A 25,129-nucleotide genomic window follows, 5' to 3' on the forward strand; every position below is an offset into this window, starting at 1 on the left:
TAGGCCCAGGAACGGCTTTAATCTGCATTGCAGATTCTCATGTCGAGATTGCAATGCTTCGATGACTTTCCGTTGACTTCTTTACTTCTACATAAACATACCCGCGATCGTACCGCTTAACAGATTAGCCAGCGAAGCTGCGATCACTGCCTTAAAGGCAAGACGTCCCACTTCTTGACTTCGTTCAGGAGCTAACGATCGCATGGAGCCTAACAGGATCCCCATGGAACCGATATTCGCAAAACCGCAAAGCGCGAAGCTTACGATCGCAATCGTCTTTGGCGACAAATGCTCCATTTCTTTCGCAAATGAACCGAAGGCGATCATTTCATTCATGACGAATTTCTGCCCCAAAAAACTGCCCGTTATCGTGGCCTCGGACCAAGGAACGCCGATCACAAATGCGAGCGGTGCAAACACCCAGCCCAGAATCATCTGAAGCGACAAATCTCCGTACCCGAACCAGCTTCCGACCCAACCCAGCAGTCCGTTTAGCAGCGCTACCATAGAAACAAACGCGATCAGCATGGCGATTATCTGTACTGCCATCCTCATCCCCGCCGAAGCGCCTTTCGAAATAATATTGATGAGGTTATCCTTCGTATCCGAATCTTCCTCTTCAAGTTCGCGAGAGCCTGCTTCTACCGGCGTATCGGTTTCCGGAATCATAATTTTCGCAATGATGAGACCCGCCGGAGCCGACATCAAGCTCGCGGACAATAAATAGGCTATCGGAATGCCTAATGCCGCATAGGCCACCATGATTCCTCCCGCGACGGAGGCGAGGCCGCCGACCATGATCGCGAACATCTCCGACCGAGTCAAGAACTTCATATAGGGCTTGATCATGATCGGAATTTCTTGCAGCCCCAGAAAAATATTGCCTGCCGCTGCCAACGATTCCGCGCGGCTTGTCTTCAGCAATTTGCCGAGCCCTCCGCCAACGACCCGCATGAAGAACTGCATGATGCCGAATCGGTATAGAATGCCGATCAGCGGCGTAATGAACACAGCCAGCATCGCTACGCGAATGGCAAAGATATTACCCGTGGCCTGCGTCTTATCCGCCAAGCTTCCGAACACGAAGGAAAGACCTTCGTACCCGTAATGGAATAAGTTCGTAAACCCTGCGGATACGACTTCCAGCATCTGTTTGCCGGTATCCCATTTGAGTACGATATAACCAAATACCAGTTGAATTCCAAGCCCAACGATAACCGTACGATAATTGATCTTTTTCTTATGGTCAGACATCAGATAGGCAATCCCCAAAATAACGGCTAAGCCTACAAGTCCCCATAAAATGCTCATGTTATCAGCTCATTTCTGCTAGTTCGTAAGCATAGGGGATGGATTGGAATGCGCCTTTGCGCTGGACAACAATCGACGAGAAGCGGCTGGCAAACTTGACCGCCTCCGCCACATGCCTGAGCTGCTTCCGTTCCTGCCTTCGCAGCTTGGTGCAGAAGGACCCTATAAAGCTGTCGCCGGCGGCAGTCGTATCGATCGCGGCAACTTTTTCGGCAGGAATGGATAAATTGCCGTCAGGGTGACAAATGAGGCTGCCCCGGTCACCGAGTGTGACGATTACGCATCCTACGCCTTGTTCAAGCAGAGTCGCTGCCCCCTGCACCATATCCTGTTCGCAGTTCGTATCGCAACCGGTGATCATGTGCATCTCGCTTTCGTTCGGGATGAGGAAGTCCGTGACTTGAAGCAGCGCGGGCGGAATCGCCTTGGCCGGCGCAGGGTTCAGCACCGTGACCTTCCCTTCTTCCTTCGCAATTGTAAAAACATGCTGAATGACTTCGATCGGCACTTCGAATTGAGACAGAATGACGTCGGATAATTGGATAATTTCTCTGGATTCCTCTATATCCTGCGCTGTAATGGCCATATTCGAGCCGGCGCTGACGACGATCATGTTGCTGCCGCTGTTGCTGAATAGGATCAAAGCTTCTCCTGTAGGCAGATCCGGGTTTACGCCGACATGTTCGGTATGAATACCTTCCTGCCGCAGGGTAGAAACCAATTGCTTGCCGTATTCATCCGCCCCGACTTTGCCGATAAAGTGTACGGAAGCTCCAAGCCGGGCCGCCGACACGGCCTGGTTAAATCCTTTCCCGCCGGGACCGACAAGTTTTCCTGATGCAAATAGGGTCTCTCCTTCGTGCGGGAGGGATTCCAGCAATAAGCTGGAATCCATATTAATACTTCCAAGTATGCATATCTTTTTCATTTTTCTCTCACTCCAATCCTATAAAACCCTCTGTTTAAGTGTTCTTACACAGCGATCATCGTTACCGCTTAAGAGAACATCACGTAGGACAACACCAGCGTACTGATGATGCCGACTATAATCGGAACAGAGGTCCGCTTGATAACTTCCATCGGGCTTTTCTGAATGATGCTGCAAACGACAATGATACATGCAGCTACCGGCGAAACCGAACGCACAAGGTTCGCGATCAACTGCATCGGAATCGACAGCATCGCCCCGTCAATGCCTACGTTTTGCGCAATGGCAGGCAGCAATCCGACCGAGGCGTAGAACACCGCAAGTCCGCCGCCGCTGATCAGGCCGATGAGGGCCGTGATTCCCGAGAAGGCAAACATCAGGATCATGCCGGCGCCGTTCAAATCTTTTACCGAATCGGTCAGCATGTCTACAATGCCGAGCGCCTTCAGGCCGTCAACAAGCAAGCTTGCGGCAACAAGCAGCGAAACAACCATCGCAAGCCCGTCCCCCATACCCCGGAAGAACACCATCAATTCTTCGAACACTTGCTGAATTTTACGTTTGCGGATCATTTCGACAAGGACTGCAACGATTAGCGAAATAAACGTGATTTCAACCAGACCGATTTTGATCGATTTAACGAAGATACCGAATACCGTAATCAGAACGAGTGGAAGAATCGGAAGGAAGCCATAATAAGTTGGCGGCAAATCCGTGCGCAGCGTTCCAAGCTTCGATTCGTCGATTGTATCGGTTTCCGGATTTTTCTTATCCATATATTTCTGCCAGAAATAATGCGCGAAGGTCATCAATATAAGCGTCGGAATCGAAATGACGGCATGATATTTCATGACGTATTCCATTAAATCAATACCCAGCGTCTGAGCGGCAATGACATTATCCGCGCCCAGCGGCGTCGGGATGATCGTCGCTGTTGTCGCAATAACGGCACCTGCGGTCAATCCGGACATGCCGATTCGCTTCAAAACCGGATACAGTGTAGCCATGAGCAAAATGGCAAGACTCGAAGCGCTCGGAACCACAAGCGACAGCAGGTTACCGACTACGAAAATAACAGGGACGAGCACATAGACCGATTTAATTCCGGCTAACGGCTTCATTAAGGTTTGAACGGTCACTTCGTTCGCGCCAATTTTCGTCATATAGGATGAGAAGCCGAATAATACCATGATCGTCATACCGATATTGCCTAAATTGCTTATAAAATTGTTTGTAATCGACTTCATCGGGTCAAACCATCTGGAACCCGTCGCCGCCTCCGCGGGCAAAACGTTATGCCCCATAAATACAGCGCCGTATAAGAGTACAATTCCTGCAACGAACAAAACAACGGTAGCATTGACTTTCTTACTGATCATCCAGCCCGCAAGCACGACCACGATCAAGCCAAATATAAGTTCTGCCAAGTCGAGATCTCCCCTCTAAATTGTTTGATTTATTTTGCTTTCGCAATACATTCGATCGCCCATGTACGGAATGCGTCCACGTCAATATCCAGGCAAACGTTTACATTCGGTTCTTTATTGTACCGGTTTTTTTGATCCACAATCGTCGTGCCGGCCGTGTACACACCCGCACTCTCAACGTCTACGAAATATTTCTCGGTTTTGAATAATTCAGGTTTAACGATATAGGCGATCGCGCATAAATCATGCATTTTCAGCCCCGTCTTTAAGCTGCCGCCGCGATAGTGCTGGAACATGGAATACAGCATGTTGCCGGTTTCATTCAAATCGCGAATTTTGACCACATTATCGGGTGTCAAGGTTGCCTTACTAGTTACATCCAATCCGACCATTGTAATATCCAAGCCTGAGGCAAAAACCATCTTGGCCGCTTCCGGGTCCGCATAAATGTTGTACTCTGCCGTCTGAGTATGATTCCCTGCCGACGCCGAACCACCCATTAAGACAATCCGTTCAATGCGTGATTTGAGTTCCGGGTACATCGCCAGGAACAAAGCGATGTTAGTCAGCGGTCCGATCGGCACGAGCGTTATCTTCTCCTCGCTGCGCATAATCGTCTCGCGAATTGCGTTGACGGCATGTTCGGGATGAATGCTCGTTGTCGGCTCCGGAAACTCGTATCCACCCATGCCGGATTCCCCATGAATGTGACTGCTGTCCTCATATGGCATGCAGAGCGGTTGTCTTGCCCCTCTGGCAACAGGAGTGCCTGTACCGAAGAACTCGATCAGCTTAAGCGCGTTTTGGGTCGTTTTGTCAACGGATACGTTCCCGGCGACGGTGGTCAGCAGCTTGACGTCCAGCGATTCATGGTGCAGGGCTGCGCCAATCGCAACCGCATCGTCAATTCCGGGATCCGTGTCAATAATAAGTGGAGTTTTTCTTACGCTCATTCTGCTCAACATCCTCTCAAATTGTAAAATTAACCCTTTAGATTATCTTTCCCTAACAGCTAACAAAAAAATAACCAGGCATGTGTAACCGGTTACCTATTTTGAGTTTATGTTAATCCAATGCGAAACTAATGTCAACTAGAAGATCATTGTAAAACCTGGATTGACAATCGTATGTCGATGCAGTAAGATAATCATATTTATTTGTGTAATCGATTACACCTTAACGAACAGGAGATGAGGGCATCGCAACGATTCGAGATGTTTCTAAATTAGCTGGAGTTTCCGTTGCTACCGTTTCTCGCGTTATTAATCAAAAAGGTTATGTTCACGAAGATACGCTGCAGCGAGTTCATAAAGCCATTAAATTGCTTAATTACGTACCGAATGACGTCGCTCGCAGCCTCTCCAAGAAGTCGACCAAGACTATTGCGCTGTTCGTTCCGGATATTACCAACCCCTTCTTTAACGAGCTTGCGCTTGCCGTGGAGAAAGTAACACAGTTGTACGGGTATACAACGATCCTATGCAACACCAATGAGTCGGCCAAAATCGAAAGACAATACATCCAGAACTTAAAGCAGAAATATATCGATGGGTTCATCATGGCAACCAATACCTTAACGGAAGAGGAAATTGACCAGCTCGATATCCCTATGGTCGCTGTGGACCGCAGCAGCACCCCCGTCGTTCCCACCGTCACTTCGAAGAACCGGGATGGGGCTCACTTGGCCGTGCAAGCCTTATTGCAGCAGGGATGCAACAAAATTGCGCATATCAGAGGACCTAAGGGCTTGTGGATTGCCGAAGAACGGTGCCAAGGCTACCTTGACTTGGTTGAAAATATGCCATGGTTTACACCTAAGCTTATTGCCAATGGGAATTTCCAGTTAAAAGAAGCGGCTGAAGCCGCGAAAAAGCTGTTCAAGGAGCATCCCGATATTGACGGGGTATTCGCCGGTAATGACCTGATGGCAATCGGTACGCTCCGCGCATTGCAGGAACATGGTATTCGTGTGCCGGATCAAGTCCAAATTATCGGCTATGACGGCATTTCGTTAGCTGAAATGGTCTACCCTGAATTATCAACGGTATCGCAATCTATTTATGAAATGGGCATGCTCGCCGCCCGAATTCTGATCAAGAAAATTGAACAGATACATTTGGATGAGGAAAACCACCAACTGGAAGTAAAGCTTGTTCAGCGCGGAACTACCCGACATGGATAATCCTCGGGACAGATCGGCTCAGGTTCGATGGGAAGCTTATTCCCCACTTACTTATTTTAAGCAGGTTTGACCAATAAAATTTGCTGGTTGAAGGTTAAAACAAAATAAAAGCTTGGGCCAAATGCGGCCCAAGCTTTTTCTAATTGTACAATTCCCCTTGTTATCGAGGGTTCACCCCATGTTGTTCATCATGAGAAAAACCCATGTCCGCCGGTGGTTTGCAGGAACTATGCCCGTCAGAACTGCTGCGCAAAAATTGCCCATTAGTGGTTCCGGTCGCCGGACAAATAAAGCTCTCTTGCGGTCTGCAGAAACAGTTTCACTCCGTGTGGAGCCTCCTTCAAAGAAGGAACCGCCAGGTGAATCTCTCTAAACGGCTGTGGGTCAATTGTCCGGACGCGGACATTAGGCGGCAGTGCCGACAGCGACAGCGAAGTTTTCGATACGATCGAGACGCCCAGCCCTTCTTGAATCATGCTCAGCGCCGTGCTTATGTTGTGGCCGTCATATTTAGCGTGCAAAGTGGCTCCGAATTGCTGGAACAGCTCGTAAATCGGCGTTACAAACCCACCTTTGCACACAATCATAGGTTCATTGTCCAGATCCGTGATATGGATTGTCGGGCGGCTTTGTAATGGATGATCATCCCGATGGAGCAGACATAATTCATCTCGGAAGAACGGAATCGTTTCCAGTTCGTTGCTCGGCGGAATAATCCATCCGACATCGATCATTCTGGAATCCAGCCATTTTTTAATCTCGTCTATGGTCCCTTCGTGCAGTTCGAATGTCAGCCCCGGGTACTTCTCCCCGATCACCCGCAATATTTTCGGCAAGAAGTGCGCGGACACAATCGGGAACACCCCGACGCGAACGGTGCCGACTTCAAACCCTTTTTCAGCCGTTACCTCCTGCTCTACCTTATTGTAGCCGTGCAAAATGTCTCTGAATATGGCAAGCAAGCGCAAGCCAATATCGGTGAGAATGACCCCGCTTTTCCGATCCCGTATCATGAGGGTGACTCCTAATTCCGATTCAAGCGCAGAGATGGCGCGGCTTACGGCAGGCTGCGTCATATTCAATTGCTCACCGGCTTTGGTAAAGCTGCCGGTCTCGACTATTTTCACAAACAACATCAGCTGCGAATGTGTCATAACAATTTTGGTATCTCCTCTATAATAAACATGCATTTTATTTATCTAATGAGCTATTGTACCATAGGAAGCACCATCACACAAAGGAGCTGTAGAACCATGCAACTTTCGCGAACACTTACTTTTATTCTTTTAACGTTTTTAGTTATGTTGTGGGGGGTGAACTGGCCGCTTTCCAAATATGCACTCGAATTCGCGCCACCGCTGCTTTTCGCCGGCTTGAGGATCTTTATCGGGGGTCTCATTTTGCTTATTTTCGCTTTGCCGCGCTACAGAAAACTTAATATGAGGCACACTTGGAACATCTACCTCATCTCCGCATTGCTGAACATCATTCTCTTTTTCGGCTTTCAAACTTTCGGACTGAATATGATGCCGGCCGGTTTGTTTTCGACGATCGTGTTCATGCAGCCCGTTCTACTCGGTATCGGAGCCTGGTTGTGGTTGGGTGAATCCATGACTGGTTTTAAAATAATCGGCTTGATTCTCGGCTTCATCGGAGTCGCTGTTATCAGCATAAACGATGGTTCCGGGAATATTTCGTCCGCCGGCATCTTGCTCGGTTTAGCCAGCACGATTACTTGGACGTTCGGTACGATCTATATGAAAAAAACCTCAACTAGAGTCGATGCGATCTGGTTGACTACTCTTCAAATGATCTTTGGCGGAATTGTATTGTTGGTTGCGGGTACTACCGTTGAAAACTGGACGGATATCGTCTGGAACCAGCCGTTCATCTCGACGTTGTCGGTTATTGCGATCTTCTGTACGGCCTTGACCTGGCTCGTTTTCTTTCTGCTTGTCAGATCGGGCGAAGCCGGCAAAATCGGTTCGTTTAATTTTCTGGTTCCGCTCATTGCGATCGTGATCAGCGTTCTTGTTTTGGGCGAAACGATCACTCCCAAGATGGTGGTAGGACTCATTCTAATTATCATTGGTGTTGCACTGGTAAACCTCAAACTGAAATCTCTGCAAAAACGGGACAAAAAGCACATGGGGAATATGAAGGCGAGGAAAGACAACGTATGACGATATCGTCCATCTCACTGATGCCGGATTGCATGTGGAGTTTACTCAAGAAGCATACAGACGTTTAAAAGATTCTAAGGTGCTTTCAATTGAATGACAACCACAAAATCCGGCCTTTTAATTAAAAAACACTTCCGAACCTTTGGCGAGGACGGTTATGGCTGCACCGGAACGCCAAATACCGCGTGCGGCCGATCATTTGAATCCTGCTCCTCGGAGCAGGTTTTTTTGTGCCGTCGACCATGTATTTGGAAAGGCGCGTCCAACAATTGGAAGACGGTAAAAGGGGTTTGGAAAGTTTTGCCGAATAGTTCCCTATACCTATATACATACATCAGAAGGGAGTCAAAAGAAGTGCAGCGTACTACTAGACCTACATACAATCCGTCCAATAGACCAACATCCGCCCAAACTAACAGGACGGCTAGCGGTCAATCTAGGGCGGGTAGTTCCCAAGTAAGCAGGGATACTGTCAGCCAAGCAAGTAGAGCCGGGAGTCAGTCCGGCAATACAAGCCATGTTAACGTCGTCGTTTGCCGCAAATGTAAATCACCGCAAATTGTTGCCAACAAGAGAGGTTACAGCTTTGCCAAAATGTTCAAAACCCTTGGATGGATGGTTTTACTTCCTCTCCTATTTTTAGTAGTCACTGTAGCCGGAAGTTATATGGTAATGACTAATGTCAAACTCGGCAGCGGCGGCGGAAGCAGCATAAACGGCGGATTTTTTGAAAGTCTGACAACCGTCATCGGCATTTTATGTTGGATTTCATTCACCTTATCCTTGCCTGTAAGTATCCTTGTCGGGTTCGTTGGGAGAAGTGAAATTGTAAACGGTTGTATGAACTGCGGCTTTAAGTGGAAACCTTCCAAAAGAAGGTAAAGTTGATGAGGATGGGTCAAATTATTTTCATCGACTGAACAAGAAGAACGTAAAAGGTTACAGCCGTTCCATAGCAAGACAATTAGCCCCCGCCGATTTGGCAGGGGCTTTTTTGTGCGTACAGATGCCCGTACACCTCAACTGTTGGTCAGGGAGCAAAGACTTCCGGATTATCGTTTCGCCAGGCGCCTATGCACCCGATTAAACAGGCCGTGCAGCTTATCATGCTGCTGCCGATCTCACTGTCCGCATAGGTAATGGCGATATTTATGCCCGGCTTGCGCCATGCCAAAATTCGACCGGAAAATCCGGGCCATTCGCATTCTTCATCCAGTTGGGGCTGACCATATGCTTGTATCGACTCATCCGGTGTTGAGCGCATTGTGATTCCCTTGGGAAGATCTCCGGGGAACGGAGTTTTAATTCTGTCATCCGACCCGGGCGCAAGAAAATGTATCGCGCCAATGATCCATCCATCTTCATTTGTATAATTGAGCCCAGTCAGATCATTTATTTTGGGTGCGCGATAAAGATCGATGCGTATCGATGATTTCACAGACCAGATGATATCGTCGTTAAAATAGCTGTTCGCAGGCGGCATTCGCTTGATGCCGAATGATTGCAGCAGAGCTTGAACATTCTTGGGACTGTATGGATGCCCAAGCATTTCAATGAGCTGTTCAGATGGTTCCTTCATGCTTATATCCCTTCCTTTCGAGTCGGTTGCGGTAATACATCAAGGGCAGAGGCCATATTTTCGCTTGCCGTTTGTTGGGACAGCCAATTTCAGAAATTGAAACCTTTCCCCTTCAAAGGCTGCCGTCCACACGAGGCCATCCAAATAGTAGTTATCCAACTCCTCGGCTCTCCTCGTAGGTGTGCCCAGCTTGGCTTCGATCTGCGCTCTTGAATCGTTTTGTAACAATCCATAGGGAATCGGACCTACATATTTTCCGTGTTTCTTATTTTCTTCCATGATCGTCATTGTTAATTCGTCAAATATATAATCACCCTCGCTTTTCTTGGTGATACCGTTGTTTTCAGCGCCAATATCGAAATGGAGAACGAGACCCTCTCCACTTACAAAATAGGTCGTATTAAGATTCCTCTGCACATTCGGCCGCCAAGTTATCTTGTCCCTCGAAAGCTGATCGACCAAAGGAGGGTAAACGCTGCTGTGTCCCAAATATTCAATGTAATCCAGAGGGTTCATTCCTTCCACTTCCTTCCTGCTTTTTTAGTTTTAATTATCCCTATTATTCGTTCAAGGGTCAATGTCACATATTCATTAAGCTATCGGGCAGTATTCCGTACTAACATGAATGTACATGTTTAGGTGAGAATGGTAGTATGAAGGAACATATTTTGTAGTCGAGGACTAAACAAGGAGAAGAAACAATTTATGAAAACCTTTGTATACATGGTCAGGCACGGAGAATCACCTAAAACGGAAGGGAACGAAAGAACACGCGGGCTGACTTTAAAGGGCAGCTCGGATGCTCAAATTGTAGCTCAATTGTTGAAAGACGAGGGTATAGACGCGTTCATCTCAAGTCCGTACAAAAGGGCAATATTAACACTTGAGGGATTAGCCCGATCTTTAGGCAAAGAAATGATTGTTATAGAGGAACTAAAAGAAACCGTATTTATTGGCGATGATAAAATACTGCCTGATACGGAAGTGTATCCATTAGTAAAAAAGATGTTTTCAGACCCGGACTTTTCGTTGCCTGGAGGAGAGTCTTTTACAAATAGTCAAAACCGTGTTGTAGCCATTTTAAAAAACATTCTAAGCGAATATAAGGGGCAGAAAGTTGCTATTGGAACTCATGGAGCGGTTATGACGATGATGATGGGATATTTCGACCCCCAGTTTGATTTGGACTTTTTATTAAAGACTTCAAAGCCTGATATCTACAAGATGGAATTTGATGAAGGAATATTAACTACTACAGCGAGGCTATGGAAGGTATCTCCTGCATGATTTAATTAAACTAACGCAAACCGACAGATCATCGGGTCAACGAAAAAGAGGAGCTAATTGCCCCTCTTTACTATTTCCGCCAGCACAGCTCAACTGTTAGTCTTTCCTGACCAACCGTACACAGCACTCCGCAAGGCTGTAGTGCTTAATACTTCATCAAACTATAGTTTCCCGCTCAAAAGTACAGATACTGTTTCGAGGAACAGTTGATTGATTATTCGGAGCGGTATAGCTGGCCGCATGCCGCGTTAATGTCCGATCCGAACTGAGTTCGGACGGTGACACTGATTCCCTTTGACTTCAAGATCCCAACAAACGCTTTAATCCGATTAGATTCAGATTGCTGATAGTTGTCCGGCGTAACTTCGGTCGAATTGAATGGAATCAAGTTAACGTGGTAGAGATGTTCCACAGGTCCCCTTCCCCTTAACAGCTCGGCAACTGCTTCCGCATGCGCCGTCGAGTCGTTGACTCCCCGGAGAAGAATATATGCAATATACACCTTTCTCCCCGTATGTCGGATGTGATGGTCCAATGCCTTCAGCACGTCATGGATTGGGAATCGGTCGTTGATCGGCATCAGCTCGCTTCGCTGATCGTCGAACGGCGAATGCAGCGAGAAGGTTAGATTGACTTGCGGAAACTCACGTGTCAGCCTATCGATACCCGGCAGCAGACCGATGGTGGAAACCGTAATTCGTCGATGTCCTAAACCAAAGAGCTGCGGGTCGGTCAAAATCGTTATGGCATCAAAAATATACGGGTTGGCGAGCGCCTCCCCCATACCCATGAAGGAGACGCTGTCCAAGGCGTGGCCGTTCAAGCGGAAGTGCAGCAATTGGTCGGTAATTTCTTCGGCAGTCAGATTTCGTTTCAGGCCGATGGTACCGGTGGCGCAAAACCTGCACCCGAAACCGCAGCCGCACTGCGTGGAAATACAATACGATTTCCAGCCCCGCTCATAAGTAAGTCGTACGGCTTCCACGCGCTCGTCGCCCGCAATGGCGAACAGCACCTTGTTAACCTGTTTTGACGTTAGTTCTTTTACCGGAACGATACTGCAGACGTCCGGACCAAGCATCCGGGTCAACTCGTCGCGCAAAAATTGGGGCAGCATGGTCATCCGTCCGTATTCGCCGACGTTGTGCTTGAAAATCGCGTCCATAATCTGAGCATACCGATACTCGGGTTGCTTAAAATCGGACAATATTTGCCGAATCGTTTCATATTTCGAGGGTAGTCTCATGTCTTCTCCTTACTGCCGGAGAAAACGTAAAAAAAGCAACCGTCAGTCGGTGCTTTGACACGTCGTTAACCAACTATACAGAAAAAGCGCATAACGTTTGCAGTCGGATCGCTATGTGCACCTGTCGATAGATGGGTAAGCCTCCGGCAACCGAATTGTTTTTTTGTGAACCGCTTCACCTAGCAAGAACCGATTCACATAATCATCTACAACCTCGTTCTTCATCGCTTTCATCCTCCTAGAAATGATTGATCTTTTTCAGCTGCACATTCTTTGTCAAAATAAAAAAGAGCCACAAGAAAGTTACCTTTCTTGTAGCTCAAAAAAATACGGCACATCCAACCCGATGCAGGGCAGGAAAAGGATCTATTTTTTGAGTAAAAAGAATAAGGTAACTTTCTTGCCAATAAAGAATAAACCAAATTTTGTTTTATTCTTTAAAAAGCGGCAAGAAAACTTACATTATCCTCTTCAACTCCGATCGTTAAGTGTCAGCACGATCTTAACATGCCCGCTTTTACATTGCAACATCCTAGATCTTAATAATCCAGCAGACGTCCATTATCGTTCCATTGGCCGTACATTTTGTTTTCTCTCGTGTTTGTTATGAATTTGTCTAATCTGCTCTTAAATAATTCGGGTTGATTTTTTATGCTTTGTATCGTGTCGATCCGAACTCTTTTATACAGCTCCGGAAATGCCTTGAAATTCTCATAGACTTGCTTTTCCTCTTTCAGCCTTTGCTCAATAACCGGATCGATTCGAAAAGAATCGTCATCCATATCAGGAAGAACTTTTCTTCCTTCGTCTGTCATCAAACCCAACTTTTCAAGGCGGCGGACACGTTCTTTATTTAATTCAGTCCACGAGCTTTTTTTGCTTCGAGGGGACAGTCTCTGAGCCAGCCCCGTTTCAGCTATTTTCTTCTTGACTCCATCGATCCATCCAAAGCACAAAGCTTCCTCGACCGCGTCCAAATATAAGAGCGTATCCGATTTGGGCGTCATACTAACCAAGACCCAGCAGAACTTTTCAGTCTTCCTATTTTCCTGCAGCCAAAACCTCAACTCTTCTCTCGATTTTACGAGAATTAAATGATTCATTTCCATAGTTGATTTACAATGAGTTACTGTTTGTTGGCTATAACGTTATCCAGAAACTTATCTGCGTCACTGTTAAATTTCCAGCTAACTCCAAATTTATCAACCAGCATTCCAAAGCACGACGACCAAGTAGTATCGGATAACGGCATGATGACATGGCCGCCAACAGACAAATGAGTAAAGTATTCTTCCAGCTTTTGCTTATCATCCATGACCAGACTAATCAAAATATTATTCCCTTTCACCAGCTCACCGGTTACCGCCTTCATGGAAGGCAAAATGTCCGACATCATGATTTTTCCGCCTGCGAATTCTATGGAAGACTCCATGATCATAGTTAACTCATTTTCCGGCATCGGGTAGTTTGGATCTTGCGGGATATCCCCGAATTTCACTTTTTTCACTTCAATGGCGCTTAAAGCCTCCGAATAAAATTCAATCGCTTGTTCCGCATTTCCATCCAAGTTTACATATCCAATAGCTGCCATAAAGCAATACCTCCTTCTTGTTATACATGTAGTATAATCGACTAAAGGTGACAGCTGTATGTCACCATTTTATACTGAAATAGAAAAAGAGGCGAACTGATGGACAAGGTTGAAAGACTAATCTCTATCATTATGATCTTGCTGAAAAAAAATATCGTTTCAACTAACGAATTCGCGCAATTATTTAATGTTTCCAAAAGAACAATTCTTCGCGATATGGAAACCTTGAGCTTATCCAACATCCCGCTCTATTCTATCCATGGAGTTAATGGCGGCTACGGTATCATGGACGAATACAAGGTGGATAAACGTCTTTTAAGCAGCTCCGACTTAGAGAATATATTGGCTGCGCTCGGCGGATTGGAACAAATTCTAATTAGCGAAGAAGTTGAACTAACGATCAAAAAAATAGAAGCCATGGTTAGCCCATTGGCTCCGAAAAGTTCAATTCAACTGTCTTTTTATGACTGGGAGGGTCGGTCTGAGATCATTCAAACCTTGAAGACGTGTCAAGAATCCATATTAAAGAGAAAGTTAGTTTCATTTGAGTATATAGATAAAAACGGTACCGTGACGAACAGAATTGTCGAGCCCTATCAGCTTCATTTTAGCGAAACGAGTTGGTATCTCAAAGGATTCTGCTTACATCGTATGAGCAATAGAACGTTTAAATTATCTCGGATCGATCATCTTACTATGAATGAACAAACGTTTAGCCCTAGAGATGATTTGTTGGAACAAGAGCAGGAAGCAAGTTATCAACCGGAACTAGTCGCTATTCAGGCATTGATTTCGCCTAGCATAAAAGATCAATTCATTGAAAGGTACGGTCGAAAGAGTATTGAAACCTATAATTCTGAGTTCTTATTAGCCACCATTGATGTCCCTCAAAACAGTACGGGATTTCAATTTTTGGCAAGTTTCGGTACAAATTTAAAAATCGTAGAGCCCAAAACATACGTTGAAGACTTTCGAACTTATTTAAATAAAATGGTGGATGTATATTCCTGAAAAGGTCTCGTTTCGGCTAACTGAATTTGCGGGCCCAGTTATGTAAGTTTTTATGTTAACTTTATGTACGCTAGTTCTATTGGCATGGTAAAATAATCCTATCACATCATTGGTATAGAGGTACGAAACATGAAAATATCCCACAATATACCTGCTTATAGGATAAATAACACGCTACAAAAAAATTCTAAAACGAGTTCGAGTAGTCTGGAGAAACTTTCTTCGGGATTACGAATCAACAAAGCTTCTGACGATGCTGCAGGGCTGGCCATATCCGAAAAAATGAGGGCACAAATTAGAGGGTTATATCAAGCTTCCAAAAATGTTATGGATGGCATCTCACTTATTCAAACCGCTGAGGGCGGATTACAAGAGATAACGGATATTTTACAAAGACAAAGGGAACTGACCATTCAAGGCTTAAATGATCCACTTACCGATGAAGATCGGCGAAAGATTGACATGGAAATCCGTCAGCTTACGGATGAAATCGAAAGTCTTTCAAAGAAAACTGCGTTTAATACGATGAACTTGTTAGCAAGAACTGATTATAAGATATTGGCTGATCGTTCAAGCAGCAGCAGCACTTTTTCGGCAAGTGATCCTCCACCGGTATCTTCAATAAACAAAACTATCGTTTACAAACCACGGGGAACACCCGATGAAGCAAGACATGTGATTGGTAGTTCCGATACATCCGAAACGACCTATACCTTCTCAAATACGAACAATATTTCCAACATTGTTTTACCGGATGGAACAGAAGCATTTAATGAATATAATGTTGACACGCTAACCACAACAAAAACAGACACCAATAAGACTATTTATGAGTCGTTAACAGCTGTAAACGATCCTGAGTTTTCCAAACCTGCCTACTGGTACTCTCACGGCATGAATAAAACCTTTTTCGGACCGAGACATTTTGGCGAAGCATACGGTACGATGCTGGAAGATATCGAAGTTAACGGAAGATCATGGCCAATTGAATATTCATCTCGCAGCAACTCAGGCAGTGATCCCGCTTGGGATCATATGTGGTTTCCCGGTACAAACCTGTCCATTATGAGATATAGGACTCTTTTAGCTGATAATTCGATGGAAATCAGGTATGAAATCACTAATAAAGATTCATTCAACACGAATATTAATCTAAGCAATATAGTTAACCCCCCGGCAAATTCAGTTATCACAGGTGCCGGTGGAAGCCCGTTGGCTAATGGCCATACCGTAATAAGTCCACCCGGGGGCAGTTCCTTTACCATGACGGGGACGGAGGCTGACGCAGGCATTCAGTTTCCGCTTGGATCTTTATCGCCAACAGAGCTTTCCATAGATAACCCGGCAGCAGGACAGCCCCAAGTAAATTTTAATTGGCAGCTAAACGTGCCTAGCGGGTCGAGTGTAACTTTTGGATTCAAATATGGCCCGTTTTCATTAAATTATGAACCGTTTGAACAAGCGCAAGAAACCGTCGAAACTAAACACATTGAAACCACAGTGAATACAGACATCACGGATATCGACTATCTTCCGCCAAAACTTACCATTCAGGCAGGAGCTAACAAAGACGAGACCATTGTTATCCCCCTTTTCAATGTAGGAACACAGGGATTGGGCATCAAGGATTTAGGTCTGCTCCCCCCCTCCATACCTGAACAAGCATTAGCCAAAGCAGATGGAGCCATTGAAAAAGTTTTGCACTATCGGGCGATGTATGGTGCATTGCAAAACCGTATGGAACACACGTTAAACAACGTGAATAATTCTGCTGAAAATCAAATGACAGCCGAATCACGTATTCGTGACGCAGACATGGCCAAGGAAATTTCGAATATGACAAAATCCAATATGTTAACGCAAGCGGCCCAAACGATATTAGCCCAAGCAAATCAGAATCCTCAAGCCGTGTTGCAGTTACTTAAACCATGATCGTACAGAGAACCCACCTGACAGGTGGGTCCTTTTGTTGTATACAAAAAAAGAGGAGGTTTCTACGATAGTCCCCACCCATTCATTCAAAAAAATGAACGTTCTATTCAGAAACGTTTCTTTGACTTAACAATAACCTCATCGTAGAGTGATAAATATGAAACACAGCATAGGCCAAATATGGACTTCCTTCCGATTGAATCGAAGTAGAAGCGCGCATTACGCAGTCATTGGACAGTATGAACCAGATTCCGTATGTACAGATAATAATCTGCAAAGGCTTTTGCTTGAATGAAACATTCGCATACTTGACTTTCCCCTGCACGGGAAACTGTATACTCTCCTTATGTTATAAATCGGAGGTGATATTTTGTTTAAAATCAGTGAGTTTTCCAGGCTAAGTAAGGTCTCCTTAAAAACACTGCGCTATTATGACCAAATTGGCATACTAAAGCCGAGAAAGGTAGATCACGACACCGGCTACCGTTACTATTCCGCAGATCAGCTTCTTGAGCTCAACCGCATCTTAATCTATAAGGAACTGGGTTTCACATTGCCGCAAATTACACAGCTGCTCCAGGAAGATATTACATTGGAGAATATTCAAGGCATGTTTAAGCTGAAAAGAAGCGAAATCCAGCAAATCATCGATACGGAACAAGCCAAGCTCGCCCGGATTGAGGAGCGTATGCAGCTTATAGAAAGAGAAGGGCAAGTCGAAACAGGACAAGAAATCAGGATCAAAGCAGAAGACGCTAGGCAGTTTCTTTTTCTGAAAGCGCACGGGAGAGAAGAAGATATTTCAGACCTGTTTCGTACTTTTAATCAATTATTAACAAAGGAAACTCGCCAATTGGTCCAAGGTCCGCAGGTTGTTTTGTGGAAAGAAATAGATGGAAAAGAGGATGAGTTTGAGTTTGAAATCGGTTATTTTTTAACCTGTGAGCCTCTATTGTCTCCAGATCCATTTCAACTGCGGACGCTTCCTCCTGAGCCGATGATGGCCACAATGGCCTTTCGTTCGGATTCCAACTTCGCTTGTACAGCCTGTGTGGATTTAGCTAAATGGATTGAGAAAAATAACTATCAGATCAAGGAAAACGAACCTGGTCGGGAAATCTATTTACCGCTATCTACAAAACAAGATGCACAATTAATGGAAATCCAAATTCCAATTATACATAGATAACCGGAGGAGGAGCGGATTGAATTGAAAAATAATCGGATCATCTATGTCCTGGCACTTGCTGTTTTTCTGATCGGAACCATTGAATACATTATTACAGGAGTCATTGAAATGATCGCCGCGGACTTGGGAGTATCTACTTCCGAAGCCGGGTTATTGGTGACTGTATTTGCTCTCGCAGCGGCCATTGTCGCTCCGATTCTGATTGCATTAACGATAAATGTGGATCGCAAGAAACTGCTGATGGCTGCCCTCAGTGTGTTTATTGCCAGCAACGGACTTATGTTTGTAAACCTTTCTTACGAAACAGTACTATGGATACGAATTATTCAAGGGGCTAGCGGAGGAATCACTACCGTAGTAGCCATGGCAGTAGCGACACGACTCGTTGAAAAAGAAAGAAGGGGCAATGCCATCGGTATCATTTTGATGGGGCTTAGCAGTTCGCTAGTGCTGGGTGTTCCGATTGGCACATTTTTTAGTGAGATGTTCGGATGGAGAGTTTTATTTATTGGGATCGGTTTGTTAAGCGTTCTGCCATTGCTCATCATCTATAAAAAAGTTCCGGCAATCAAAGAAGAAGATAAGGTTACCCTCAGGATGCAGCTATCCATTTTAAAAAATTCAAACATTCTGACTGCCTTGGTTATTACTTTATTTTATATCGGCGGCTATTCTACCCTATTCACTTATATGACGCCTTTCTTGCAAGCCGGATCCTCTCTTTCCATAACCGAAATTAGCGGTGTTCTATTCCTGGCGGGAATTTGCAGCTTCGTCGGATCAAAAGTGGGCGGCCAATTGGCAGATGCAAAGGGACCGAAATTCACCATTTGTCTCGGACTCCTGTTACAGGGAGCAACTCTCCTTTTATTCACTCTAGCCGGCGTCAATCTCTTTGTATTGATCTTGGTTATCATGATTTTTATGTTAGCCACTTGGAGTATTTCCCCTGCTCAGCAGCTATATCTGGTTACTCTGGCGCCTCGAAATCCGGACATTGCCCTAAGCGTAAATACTTCGTTCATCCAATTTGGTTTTGCGCTGGGATCTGCATTAGGCGGGCTTGTCATCAGCCGTACATCTGTTCTGTATTTGAACTGGCTGGGTCTTGCCGCTGTAAGCATAGCTTTACTTCTTGCGATGTTACTATTCAAAAAAATGCGCAGCGGGATTGGAACCCCTGTCGTTACTAAATAAAAATGAAATGGACTGAACAGGGGTGAAACTAAATTATATTCCGCCCCAGGTCTGCCCATATCCTTCCATTATTAGGTGTATGCCATTTTCTATGTTTTTAACTGACTAAAGTGTAAGAAAGAAAATACAACAGAGTTATTAATAAATATTTCGGAGCTTTTTCTTTTAATAAATCCAAAAATATGTTTCCACAATCTTGGCAGTGATCCTATTTAGTTCTTAAGTGGAAAAACTTCGATAACTTGCTGAAATGAAGTAGGGAATGCTTTGTTCATTTCATTTATAGACATCATATCAGTTAACATAGATCTCCCTCTATTATTCAATAATAAAAGGAACTGTCTAGAATTCTCATGGGTTTTATTAAATATTTCTGGTGGAAAGGTCAGATTAGTTTCTCGTCCTTCGTACATCTGAATGTTTCTTTTAATTACCTTAATTTCAAAATTTTCGTTTAGTAGAAGTAAATCTGATACAGTAGAGTATGGAGTTGCTGATATCTTTAAAGAATAAGATTTTGTATTAGACAACATCATCTGATTTTTATCCAAGACTAATTTAATAGGATTACCATCGTCTCCAATCCATGTAAGTGTAGGTACTGGCTTAATCCCTTCTTGAGAAACAAGTTTTTCATTTATTACTGATTGTTTATGTATTTCATCCTTACTTATAGTTGGACTATTTGTATTTTGAATATAATAACGAACAACTCCTAAATTTCCACCAGAATAGTATTCTCCATGCTTATCTTTTTTGATTGGAAATACAATTAAATCTTCTTCTTTATTAGGATTCCATTTTATTTCTACTGGGATTTTTGTTGTTGAGTTAGCGGCAAAGTTAATACGCAATGAATTGTTCCATTTGTTATCATTTTTAATTCTAAGTGGAGCAACTTTATTTCCTTGGATTGCCACAAGAATTATCTCGTTCGCATCATCAATCGTATCAATAGTATACTCACCGGAAATAATATCTTTTTCTTCTTTATTTATATAATATCTATAATAATCATCGTCTCGTAAATCATACTTAACTTCCATATTAGGGTCTAATCGAAGCCGTTGTGCGAAACTAAAAGTGGAATTACTAAATGAAGCCGTGTTTGAAAGTAATACGTGTTCATTTTCTAAGACATTGATTTCGTTTATCATAACATTTCTGACTTTGCTGTTCATTTTATCACCATTTAAAGAATAATAGTAAAAAGATAACGCAAATATACAAATAAAAAATACTATTAAGACTATTTTCTTCACGCTATAATACTCTCTCCCTGAAAGAAATAATAGATGGGAATTTAAATCCCCATCTTACGAAATTTAATTTTTAATATACTGTTACAGATTCAGAAGATTTTAGTTCATATAGTGCAAAGTCATATACACAAGAATGGTAAGTAATACCACGATATGAACCTTTAACTACTGTATTGTCAACTAGAGTAGTAGAACCTGTTATTGATGTTGCAGTTCCATAGCCTATCGCCATATCCTTTGGACCAGTGTTTAGTAAACCATTAGTGAAATTACCTTCAAACCAGATAGATGCAGTTGCAGAAGTGGTTACTGTTAATTTTTTTCCTTTTGTGCTTCCACTAGTCATAACGTGTTTTACAGCGGAGATATAATCGGTTTCAGTCGTTCCTGTAGCGACTTGTACGAACGAAAGTGACGAAGGTGATATCTCATTATTTCCACTTGGTGCTGTAATTGTTCCAGTTTTAGGCACAATATCGTAAGTAATTTCTGGAGAATAACTTGTAATGATTTTAAGATTTTCTTCAATAGCCTTGCTATCTTCTTTTGAATTTGCAAATACAGATCCTGGAATAGAAAGGGCAGTTACTACGCTAGCAATCGAAACTATCTTCAATAATTTCTGCTTCAAAACTTTAATCACTCCTTATGGGGTATTAGTAAGAATCCACTAAACATTCCCATAATAACCTATTATGTTTTCAAAAGTCAAATACTGCCATATTGTATAACCAAACTTAGTTTTATAAAACCCGGTGAACCTCTACAAGATGAAATGAGATACACGACATATCTAGTTTACCTTGAACCAGAGTCTTAAACTCGTTCAAAGTCTTACCTTTTAAGATTCTTACTTCTACATATTCGTTAAATTTATCTCCATATTCGGTGTAATTGATAACTGGTCGCTGTCACCTGTTGATTAACTAACTCCTAAAGTTAAAAATGTATCGTAAAAACAATTTTGTTAATTGAATTCCCCGACTGAAAATCGGCATATTCAACAATAGAGGCAGGATGTTTTTTAATTATCTCCTAACTTCATGCTGCTAGTTATGCTATCCCTGCCGTACTTCTCTATTTTATAGCCATATGCATTGCTGCGACGCCGCCACTATAGCTTTTAGCATCTACTTTGGAAAATCCCGCTTCTAAAAACATCTGTTTAAGTACATTTTTATCAGGGAAATTACGAGCTGATTCTTGTAACCATGAATATTCGTCATAACTTTTGGCAATAAACTTTCCAAGCAAGGGCATAATATAGCGAACATAAAAAAGAGAAAGCTGCCTATAACCGATTAATGTTGGTTGGGATGTTTCTAAACAAACTACTTTTCCGCCTGGTTTTGTTACCCGATACATTTCCCGTAAAACGGTTGAATAGTCCGGTACATTTCTTAAACCGAAACCAATGGTTACATAATCAAATGAATGATCTTCAAAAGGCAGTTCCATGGCATTTCCTTGGATAAATGTAAGCTGCTTTAAAGCTTGCTGCTCTTGCTTATCTTGCGCAATTTTGAGCATGTTTTTGCTAAAATCCAATCCAATTACTTCTCCGTGCGTTCCAATAACATTTGCCAAAGCAATCGCCCAATCCCCGGTTCCCGTGCACACATCAAGAGCTTTACTTCCTTCTCTAACATTCATCTGTTTCATGACATCTTGACGCCATGCGATATGTCTCTTAAAAGTGATGACAGAATTCATCGAGTCGTATTGATTCGATATCTTTTCAAATACATCATGAACCCTTTCCATCTTGGTTTGTTCAGACATGAAATCCCCTTCTTTCACTAATGCGATATTATAAAAACATCTCCATTTTTTTAGTATTTATTTTCATAACGTACTACGCCGTAGTTCATAAAAATACTGCACAATCGGATGCTTTAACTTCATCTTCTCGGACATGTTCAAAATCCGCTTTTTTCCAACTCGTCTGTCCACCAAAGCTAGAATATTCAATAAGATATCATGGCTCTCTATGCTTTCCTCTATAGAAGTGGATAAAAACTTATTAGCTACAACGATAAAATTTGATTTACTTAATGATGTCTGTGCCGTCAAAAGCTCCTTTGCATGTTCTGAACTTTTTCTGCTTCTTACAATTACTTTTAGACGATCCTCCGGAACTTTCCCTTTCGTTTCTTGTCTGACTGCTTCCATTTCTTCATGGCTGATAGGAATTTGGATATCCGGATCATTCTTAATTTCCAACTCCGTCTGATACCATCTGATTAAGTTAGTTGCATCGTTCATATTGAGTACGTTCTTTTTATCTACCGTAATATAACAAATTCCCGCTTTATCAGGTAAATAACGGTAGCCGGTTGCACGGTATTCGACTCTTCCATCTAACGCAGGACAAAGAAAACTCTCCAGATTTTGTTTCAATTTGCTCCAGGACATGTGCTCCACCTTGTTCTATATTAATAACGACCTGTTGAGGCAGTCGCTCTATTCTCTATCATACAATAACCGGCGCTCAATCCACTATGTTTGAATGAAAATACCTCCACCATCAACCAACCGCCTTTTGTTTTAACAGACTAATATGGAGAGTAGGCATAGAGAAGAACCGAAGGCAAATGTGCTCTCGGTTCTTTTTCGATATCGATACACAAATACCCTGTAACTACGATAGTCTTCTCATCAGTTATTGAATTCTATATTTTATTGCGTCCGAATTTCATTCTTTATCACTGGTGTGTCCTATGTGTTGGTCTTGGTAAATTAACATATGCATTTTCATTAATACCAACTTGGTTCATTATTTTACGTAAATCAGCCACTAACTTCATAAAATAAACTTCTTGAATGATACTACCAGCATATTTTTTTAGAGAATAATCATTGGATAACGAATGATATAATCCACCTAAATCATCTACAAGTATCTTTTTTATAGCAATAGGTGTAATAGATTGATCTATACTGCATTCATTAACGAGTGCCTGTAATGTTTCATTAAGTGCACATTCATCATATGATGGATGTGATAATAAATATTTTAAATCATAAAGATCCTTAAATCTTGGTCTCACAATGGTTTGATGTAGCTTCCAAGCAATTTGTATCGAAAGTGGTACCGAATAAGAAACACTGAAAGTATCACCAAGAACTGGTCGATACTCAATTGAAACGGGATCTACTGCCATTTCTAAATTGAATGAAACATCTAGATATATTTCACTATAATGATTTACTTCCCTAGGTTCATCTGTGAAAAAATAGGCAAGATCTGTATTTATTGTAGGAAAATCATCTGACATTGCATAATCTATACACCGCCAAAATGCATTCTCTCGAAAACTTCTAAACGTTATACCATCACCAAGATCCGTTTCCGTCACTTGGATCATCCAATTTGTAAATGTTTCATGTGCATGCTCTACATCTTTGATCTTATCCATATACAAAAAGTCGAGATCTTCAACATGCCTAGTATCTGGGTTATTCAAATATTGTCTTGTTAATAGGCTACCTTTTAAAACAAATGGCATATTCACAAGTGATATTCTTCTCAAAAGTGCTTCTAAGACAATGAGTTCTCTATCCTCATCATTCATATCTTTTAAATTCTCAAACTTAATCATTATTGCATCCCTCTATTGTGAAATTTATGAAATCCATCCGCTATCCAGTTCTTCTCTACTGTCATAGATACATAATTCATATTGTTCTTTCAGAACATCTATCTTATTTTCTTGCAAAATAGAATGCAACTTATATACCCTTGCATAGAATTTTTCCTTACTTTCATATTCTCTGACTGTAATAAATCTTATTTCTCCATTTGTTGCTAAAGAGTTTCTTGAAATATGTCCGCCAAGACCCTCACATAAATTTTTTAGCCTGGCAACTTCTTTCACAGCTACTTTGCCATGCCATTCAAAATAAGGCTTAGAATTCCTAGTTACTGGCATACGGAAATATTTTTCCTCATTCGGAGATATCTCTATTTTTGTCCTCATGATAGTAAATCCGTTTTTTTGAAATTTGGTTGCAATTTTCTCAATTTCTTTTTTCGCTTCATAACAATCAGTACTTTCAATAATCCCTGTACACATAGGCTGATTAATATAATCCCCTTTGTCTAAGACAATCATAAGAGGCTTCACTTGTTCCAGAATACAAGTATTAACAAAAAATTCCTTTTCAACAAGCTTTAAATTATTGACTGTAATATGAAATTCAAATTCCATTATTTTGCTCCTATGCATTATTAGTTGAATTTGCTAGATTTACTGCACGAATCATTTCTAAAATACTCATTAATCACACAATGAAATTGATGACCATTCACAGTTACTTTCTTGAAACGTTTTCTAAATGGCTTCAACCATGTCACCTCTAGCGATAGATGATAAAAATGGTCTTTTAGTTAAATTTTTCAAACATAGTGACAACAAATTCTTCGAAAGTCTTTTCCTCCGTTGGATTAATTGACAGATCATCATCGTGCCATATTTCAACAATAGCCCAATTATCAGTTGTTAAAAACCCCACCGCATCTCCACTAAAATTATCGCCAAACAATAAAACATCTTTTAGTTCCGGATGCGAGTCCTCATCAAAAAGATGACCTAAAATTTCGTCTACTTCGACCAAACCACTATAAAAATTAAAGTATGTACCATTAACAGTTCCATAACCAACTTCTCTTAAAAAATCAATATATTCTTTGGGGATTCCTTCTACTTCTAACTCTCTTTTTATTTCATCTTCAGACAGAACTTCAAAGTTATGTCTTGAGGAATTATTTCTTATTGAATTAATAATGTTGGTGTACCTCATA

At 42.6% G+C, this 25,129-nt stretch carries 24 protein-coding genes; 7 read left to right on the forward strand and 17 right to left on the reverse strand.

Features of this window, described 5'->3' with window-relative positions; all coding sequences use genetic code 11:
* Positions 1 to 87 precede the first annotated feature (87 nt).
* The 4 genes from PCH01S_RS03750 to rihC form a co-directional block, all read right to left on the reverse strand.
* Complete coding sequence (locus PCH01S_RS03750; RefSeq protein ID WP_042226950.1) at positions 88 to 1,311, reverse strand: NupC/NupG family nucleoside CNT transporter; 1,224 nt, start codon at positions 1,309 to 1,311, stop codon at positions 88 to 90.
* Between the two features lie 4 nt (positions 1,312 to 1,315).
* Positions 1,316 to 2,239: a ribokinase gene (rbsK, locus tag PCH01S_RS03755; RefSeq protein ID WP_042226952.1), complete on the reverse strand. Its 924-nt coding sequence runs from the start codon at positions 2,237 to 2,239 to the stop codon at positions 1,316 to 1,318.
* Between the two features lie 68 nt (positions 2,240 to 2,307).
* Entirely contained in the window at positions 2,308 to 3,666 is a 1,359-nt protein-coding gene (gene dcuC / locus PCH01S_RS03760) for a C4-dicarboxylate transporter DcuC (protein ID WP_042226954.1), read from the reverse strand.
* Between the two features lie 29 nt (positions 3,667 to 3,695).
* The gene (gene rihC, locus PCH01S_RS03765; RefSeq protein ID WP_042226955.1) at positions 3,696 to 4,619 is read right to left on the reverse strand and encodes a ribonucleoside hydrolase RihC; all 924 of its coding nucleotides are present in this window, start codon (positions 4,617 to 4,619) and stop codon (positions 3,696 to 3,698) included.
* A gap of 245 nt (positions 4,620 to 4,864) precedes the next feature.
* Between rihC and PCH01S_RS03770 the strand changes: the two genes are divergently transcribed.
* Entirely contained in the window at positions 4,865 to 5,848 is a 984-nt protein-coding gene (locus tag PCH01S_RS03770; protein WP_084706517.1) for a LacI family DNA-binding transcriptional regulator, read from the forward strand.
* Between the two features lie 263 nt (positions 5,849 to 6,111).
* Here the strand turns inward: PCH01S_RS03770 and PCH01S_RS03775 are convergent, their stop codons facing one another.
* Positions 6,112 to 7,002, reverse strand: a complete 891-nt coding sequence (locus PCH01S_RS03775) for a LysR family transcriptional regulator (protein ID WP_042226957.1) — start codon at positions 7,000 to 7,002, stop codon at positions 6,112 to 6,114.
* 99 nt (positions 7,003 to 7,101) lie between these two features.
* Between PCH01S_RS03775 and PCH01S_RS03780 the strand changes: the two genes are divergently transcribed.
* Positions 7,102 to 8,031: a DMT family transporter gene (locus tag PCH01S_RS03780; RefSeq protein ID WP_042226958.1), complete on the forward strand. Its 930-nt coding sequence runs from the start codon at positions 7,102 to 7,104 to the stop codon at positions 8,029 to 8,031.
* Positions 8,032 to 9,061: 1,030 nt separating this feature from the next.
* On the opposite strand, the gene PCH01S_RS03785 is transcribed toward PCH01S_RS03780, so the two are convergent.
* Positions 9,062 to 9,610: a hypothetical protein gene (locus PCH01S_RS03785; protein ID WP_042226959.1), complete on the reverse strand. Its 549-nt coding sequence runs from the start codon at positions 9,608 to 9,610 to the stop codon at positions 9,062 to 9,064.
* Between the two features lie 39 nt (positions 9,611 to 9,649).
* A complete protein-coding gene (locus PCH01S_RS03790; RefSeq protein WP_042226960.1) occupies positions 9,650 to 10,126 on the reverse strand; it encodes a hypothetical protein in 477 nt (158 codons plus the stop codon).
* Between the two features lie 189 nt (positions 10,127 to 10,315).
* Here PCH01S_RS03790 and PCH01S_RS03795 point away from each other — a divergent pair, with 189 nt between their 5' ends.
* Entirely contained in the window at positions 10,316 to 10,897 is a 582-nt protein-coding gene (locus PCH01S_RS03795) for a histidine phosphatase family protein (RefSeq protein ID WP_042226961.1), read from the forward strand.
* Between the two features lie 214 nt (positions 10,898 to 11,111).
* On the opposite strand, the gene PCH01S_RS03800 is transcribed toward PCH01S_RS03795, so the two are convergent.
* The 3 genes from PCH01S_RS03800 to PCH01S_RS03810 all read right to left on the reverse strand — a co-directional run bounded on the left by PCH01S_RS03800 (position 11,112) and on the right by PCH01S_RS03810 (position 13,734).
* Positions 11,112 to 12,143: a Cfr family 23S rRNA (adenine(2503)-C(8))-methyltransferase gene (locus PCH01S_RS03800; RefSeq protein ID WP_042226962.1), complete on the reverse strand. Its 1,032-nt coding sequence runs from the start codon at positions 12,141 to 12,143 to the stop codon at positions 11,112 to 11,114.
* Between the two features lie 539 nt (positions 12,144 to 12,682).
* Complete coding sequence (locus PCH01S_RS03805; protein ID WP_042226964.1) at positions 12,683 to 13,252, reverse strand: YdeI/OmpD-associated family protein; 570 nt, start codon at positions 13,250 to 13,252, stop codon at positions 12,683 to 12,685.
* A gap of 17 nt (positions 13,253 to 13,269) precedes the next feature.
* Entirely contained in the window at positions 13,270 to 13,734 is a 465-nt protein-coding gene (locus PCH01S_RS03810; RefSeq protein WP_042226966.1) for a VOC family protein, read from the reverse strand.
* Between the two features lie 99 nt (positions 13,735 to 13,833).
* Here PCH01S_RS03810 and PCH01S_RS03815 point away from each other — a divergent pair, with 99 nt between their 5' ends.
* The 4 genes from PCH01S_RS03815 to PCH01S_RS03830 all read left to right on the forward strand — a co-directional run bounded on the left by PCH01S_RS03815 (position 13,834) and on the right by PCH01S_RS03830 (position 19,063).
* The gene (locus PCH01S_RS03815) at positions 13,834 to 14,745 is read left to right on the forward strand and encodes a helix-turn-helix transcriptional regulator (RefSeq protein WP_042226968.1); all 912 of its coding nucleotides are present in this window, start codon (positions 13,834 to 13,836) and stop codon (positions 14,743 to 14,745) included.
* 129 nt (positions 14,746 to 14,874) lie between these two features.
* Positions 14,875 to 16,677, forward strand: a complete 1,803-nt coding sequence (locus PCH01S_RS31585; protein ID WP_042226970.1) for a flagellin N-terminal helical domain-containing protein — start codon at positions 14,875 to 14,877, stop codon at positions 16,675 to 16,677.
* A 370-nt stretch (positions 16,678 to 17,047) separates the two neighbouring features.
* Positions 17,048 to 17,866, forward strand: a complete 819-nt coding sequence (locus PCH01S_RS03825) for a MerR family transcriptional regulator (protein WP_042226971.1) — start codon at positions 17,048 to 17,050, stop codon at positions 17,864 to 17,866.
* A 21-nt stretch (positions 17,867 to 17,887) separates the two neighbouring features.
* Positions 17,888 to 19,063, forward strand: a complete 1,176-nt coding sequence (locus tag PCH01S_RS03830; RefSeq protein WP_042226973.1) for an MFS transporter — start codon at positions 17,888 to 17,890, stop codon at positions 19,061 to 19,063.
* Positions 19,064 to 19,275: 212 nt separating this feature from the next.
* Here the strand turns inward: PCH01S_RS03830 and PCH01S_RS03835 are convergent, their stop codons facing one another.
* The 7 genes from PCH01S_RS03835 to PCH01S_RS03860 all read right to left on the reverse strand — a co-directional run bounded on the left by PCH01S_RS03835 (position 19,276) and on the right by PCH01S_RS03860 (position 25,128).
* A complete protein-coding gene (locus PCH01S_RS03835; protein WP_042226974.1) occupies positions 19,276 to 20,325 on the reverse strand; it encodes a hypothetical protein in 1,050 nt (349 codons plus the stop codon).
* Between the two features lie 70 nt (positions 20,326 to 20,395).
* Positions 20,396 to 20,956 carry a hypothetical protein gene (locus PCH01S_RS30190; RefSeq protein ID WP_129112512.1) on the reverse strand — a complete coding sequence of 187 codons (561 nt, stop codon included), beginning with the start codon at positions 20,954 to 20,956 and terminating at the stop codon, positions 20,396 to 20,398.
* A gap of 446 nt (positions 20,957 to 21,402) precedes the next feature.
* A complete protein-coding gene (locus PCH01S_RS03840) occupies positions 21,403 to 22,107 on the reverse strand; it encodes a demethylmenaquinone methyltransferase (protein ID WP_042226976.1) in 705 nt (234 codons plus the stop codon).
* Between the two features lie 63 nt (positions 22,108 to 22,170).
* Entirely contained in the window at positions 22,171 to 22,740 is a 570-nt protein-coding gene (locus PCH01S_RS03845; RefSeq protein WP_042226978.1) for an SF0329 family protein, read from the reverse strand.
* A gap of 290 nt (positions 22,741 to 23,030) precedes the next feature.
* On the reverse strand, positions 23,031 to 23,927 hold the full coding sequence (locus tag PCH01S_RS03850; protein WP_042226979.1) for a nucleotidyl transferase AbiEii/AbiGii toxin family protein: 897 nt from the start codon (positions 23,925 to 23,927) through the stop codon (positions 23,031 to 23,033).
* Between the two features lie 24 nt (positions 23,928 to 23,951).
* Positions 23,952 to 24,536 carry a hypothetical protein gene (locus PCH01S_RS03855; protein ID WP_042226980.1) on the reverse strand — a complete coding sequence of 195 codons (585 nt, stop codon included), beginning with the start codon at positions 24,534 to 24,536 and terminating at the stop codon, positions 23,952 to 23,954.
* Positions 24,537 to 24,711: 175 nt separating this feature from the next.
* Positions 24,712 to 25,128: an SMI1/KNR4 family protein gene (locus tag PCH01S_RS03860; protein ID WP_042226982.1), complete on the reverse strand. Its 417-nt coding sequence runs from the start codon at positions 25,126 to 25,128 to the stop codon at positions 24,712 to 24,714.
* Between the last annotated feature and the right edge of the window lies 1 nt (position 25,129).

The organism is Paenibacillus chitinolyticus NBRC 15660, from assembly GCF_000739915.1.
GTDB classification, from domain to species: Bacteria; Bacillota; Bacilli; order Paenibacillales; family NBRC-103111; genus Paenibacillus_F; species Paenibacillus_F chitinolyticus.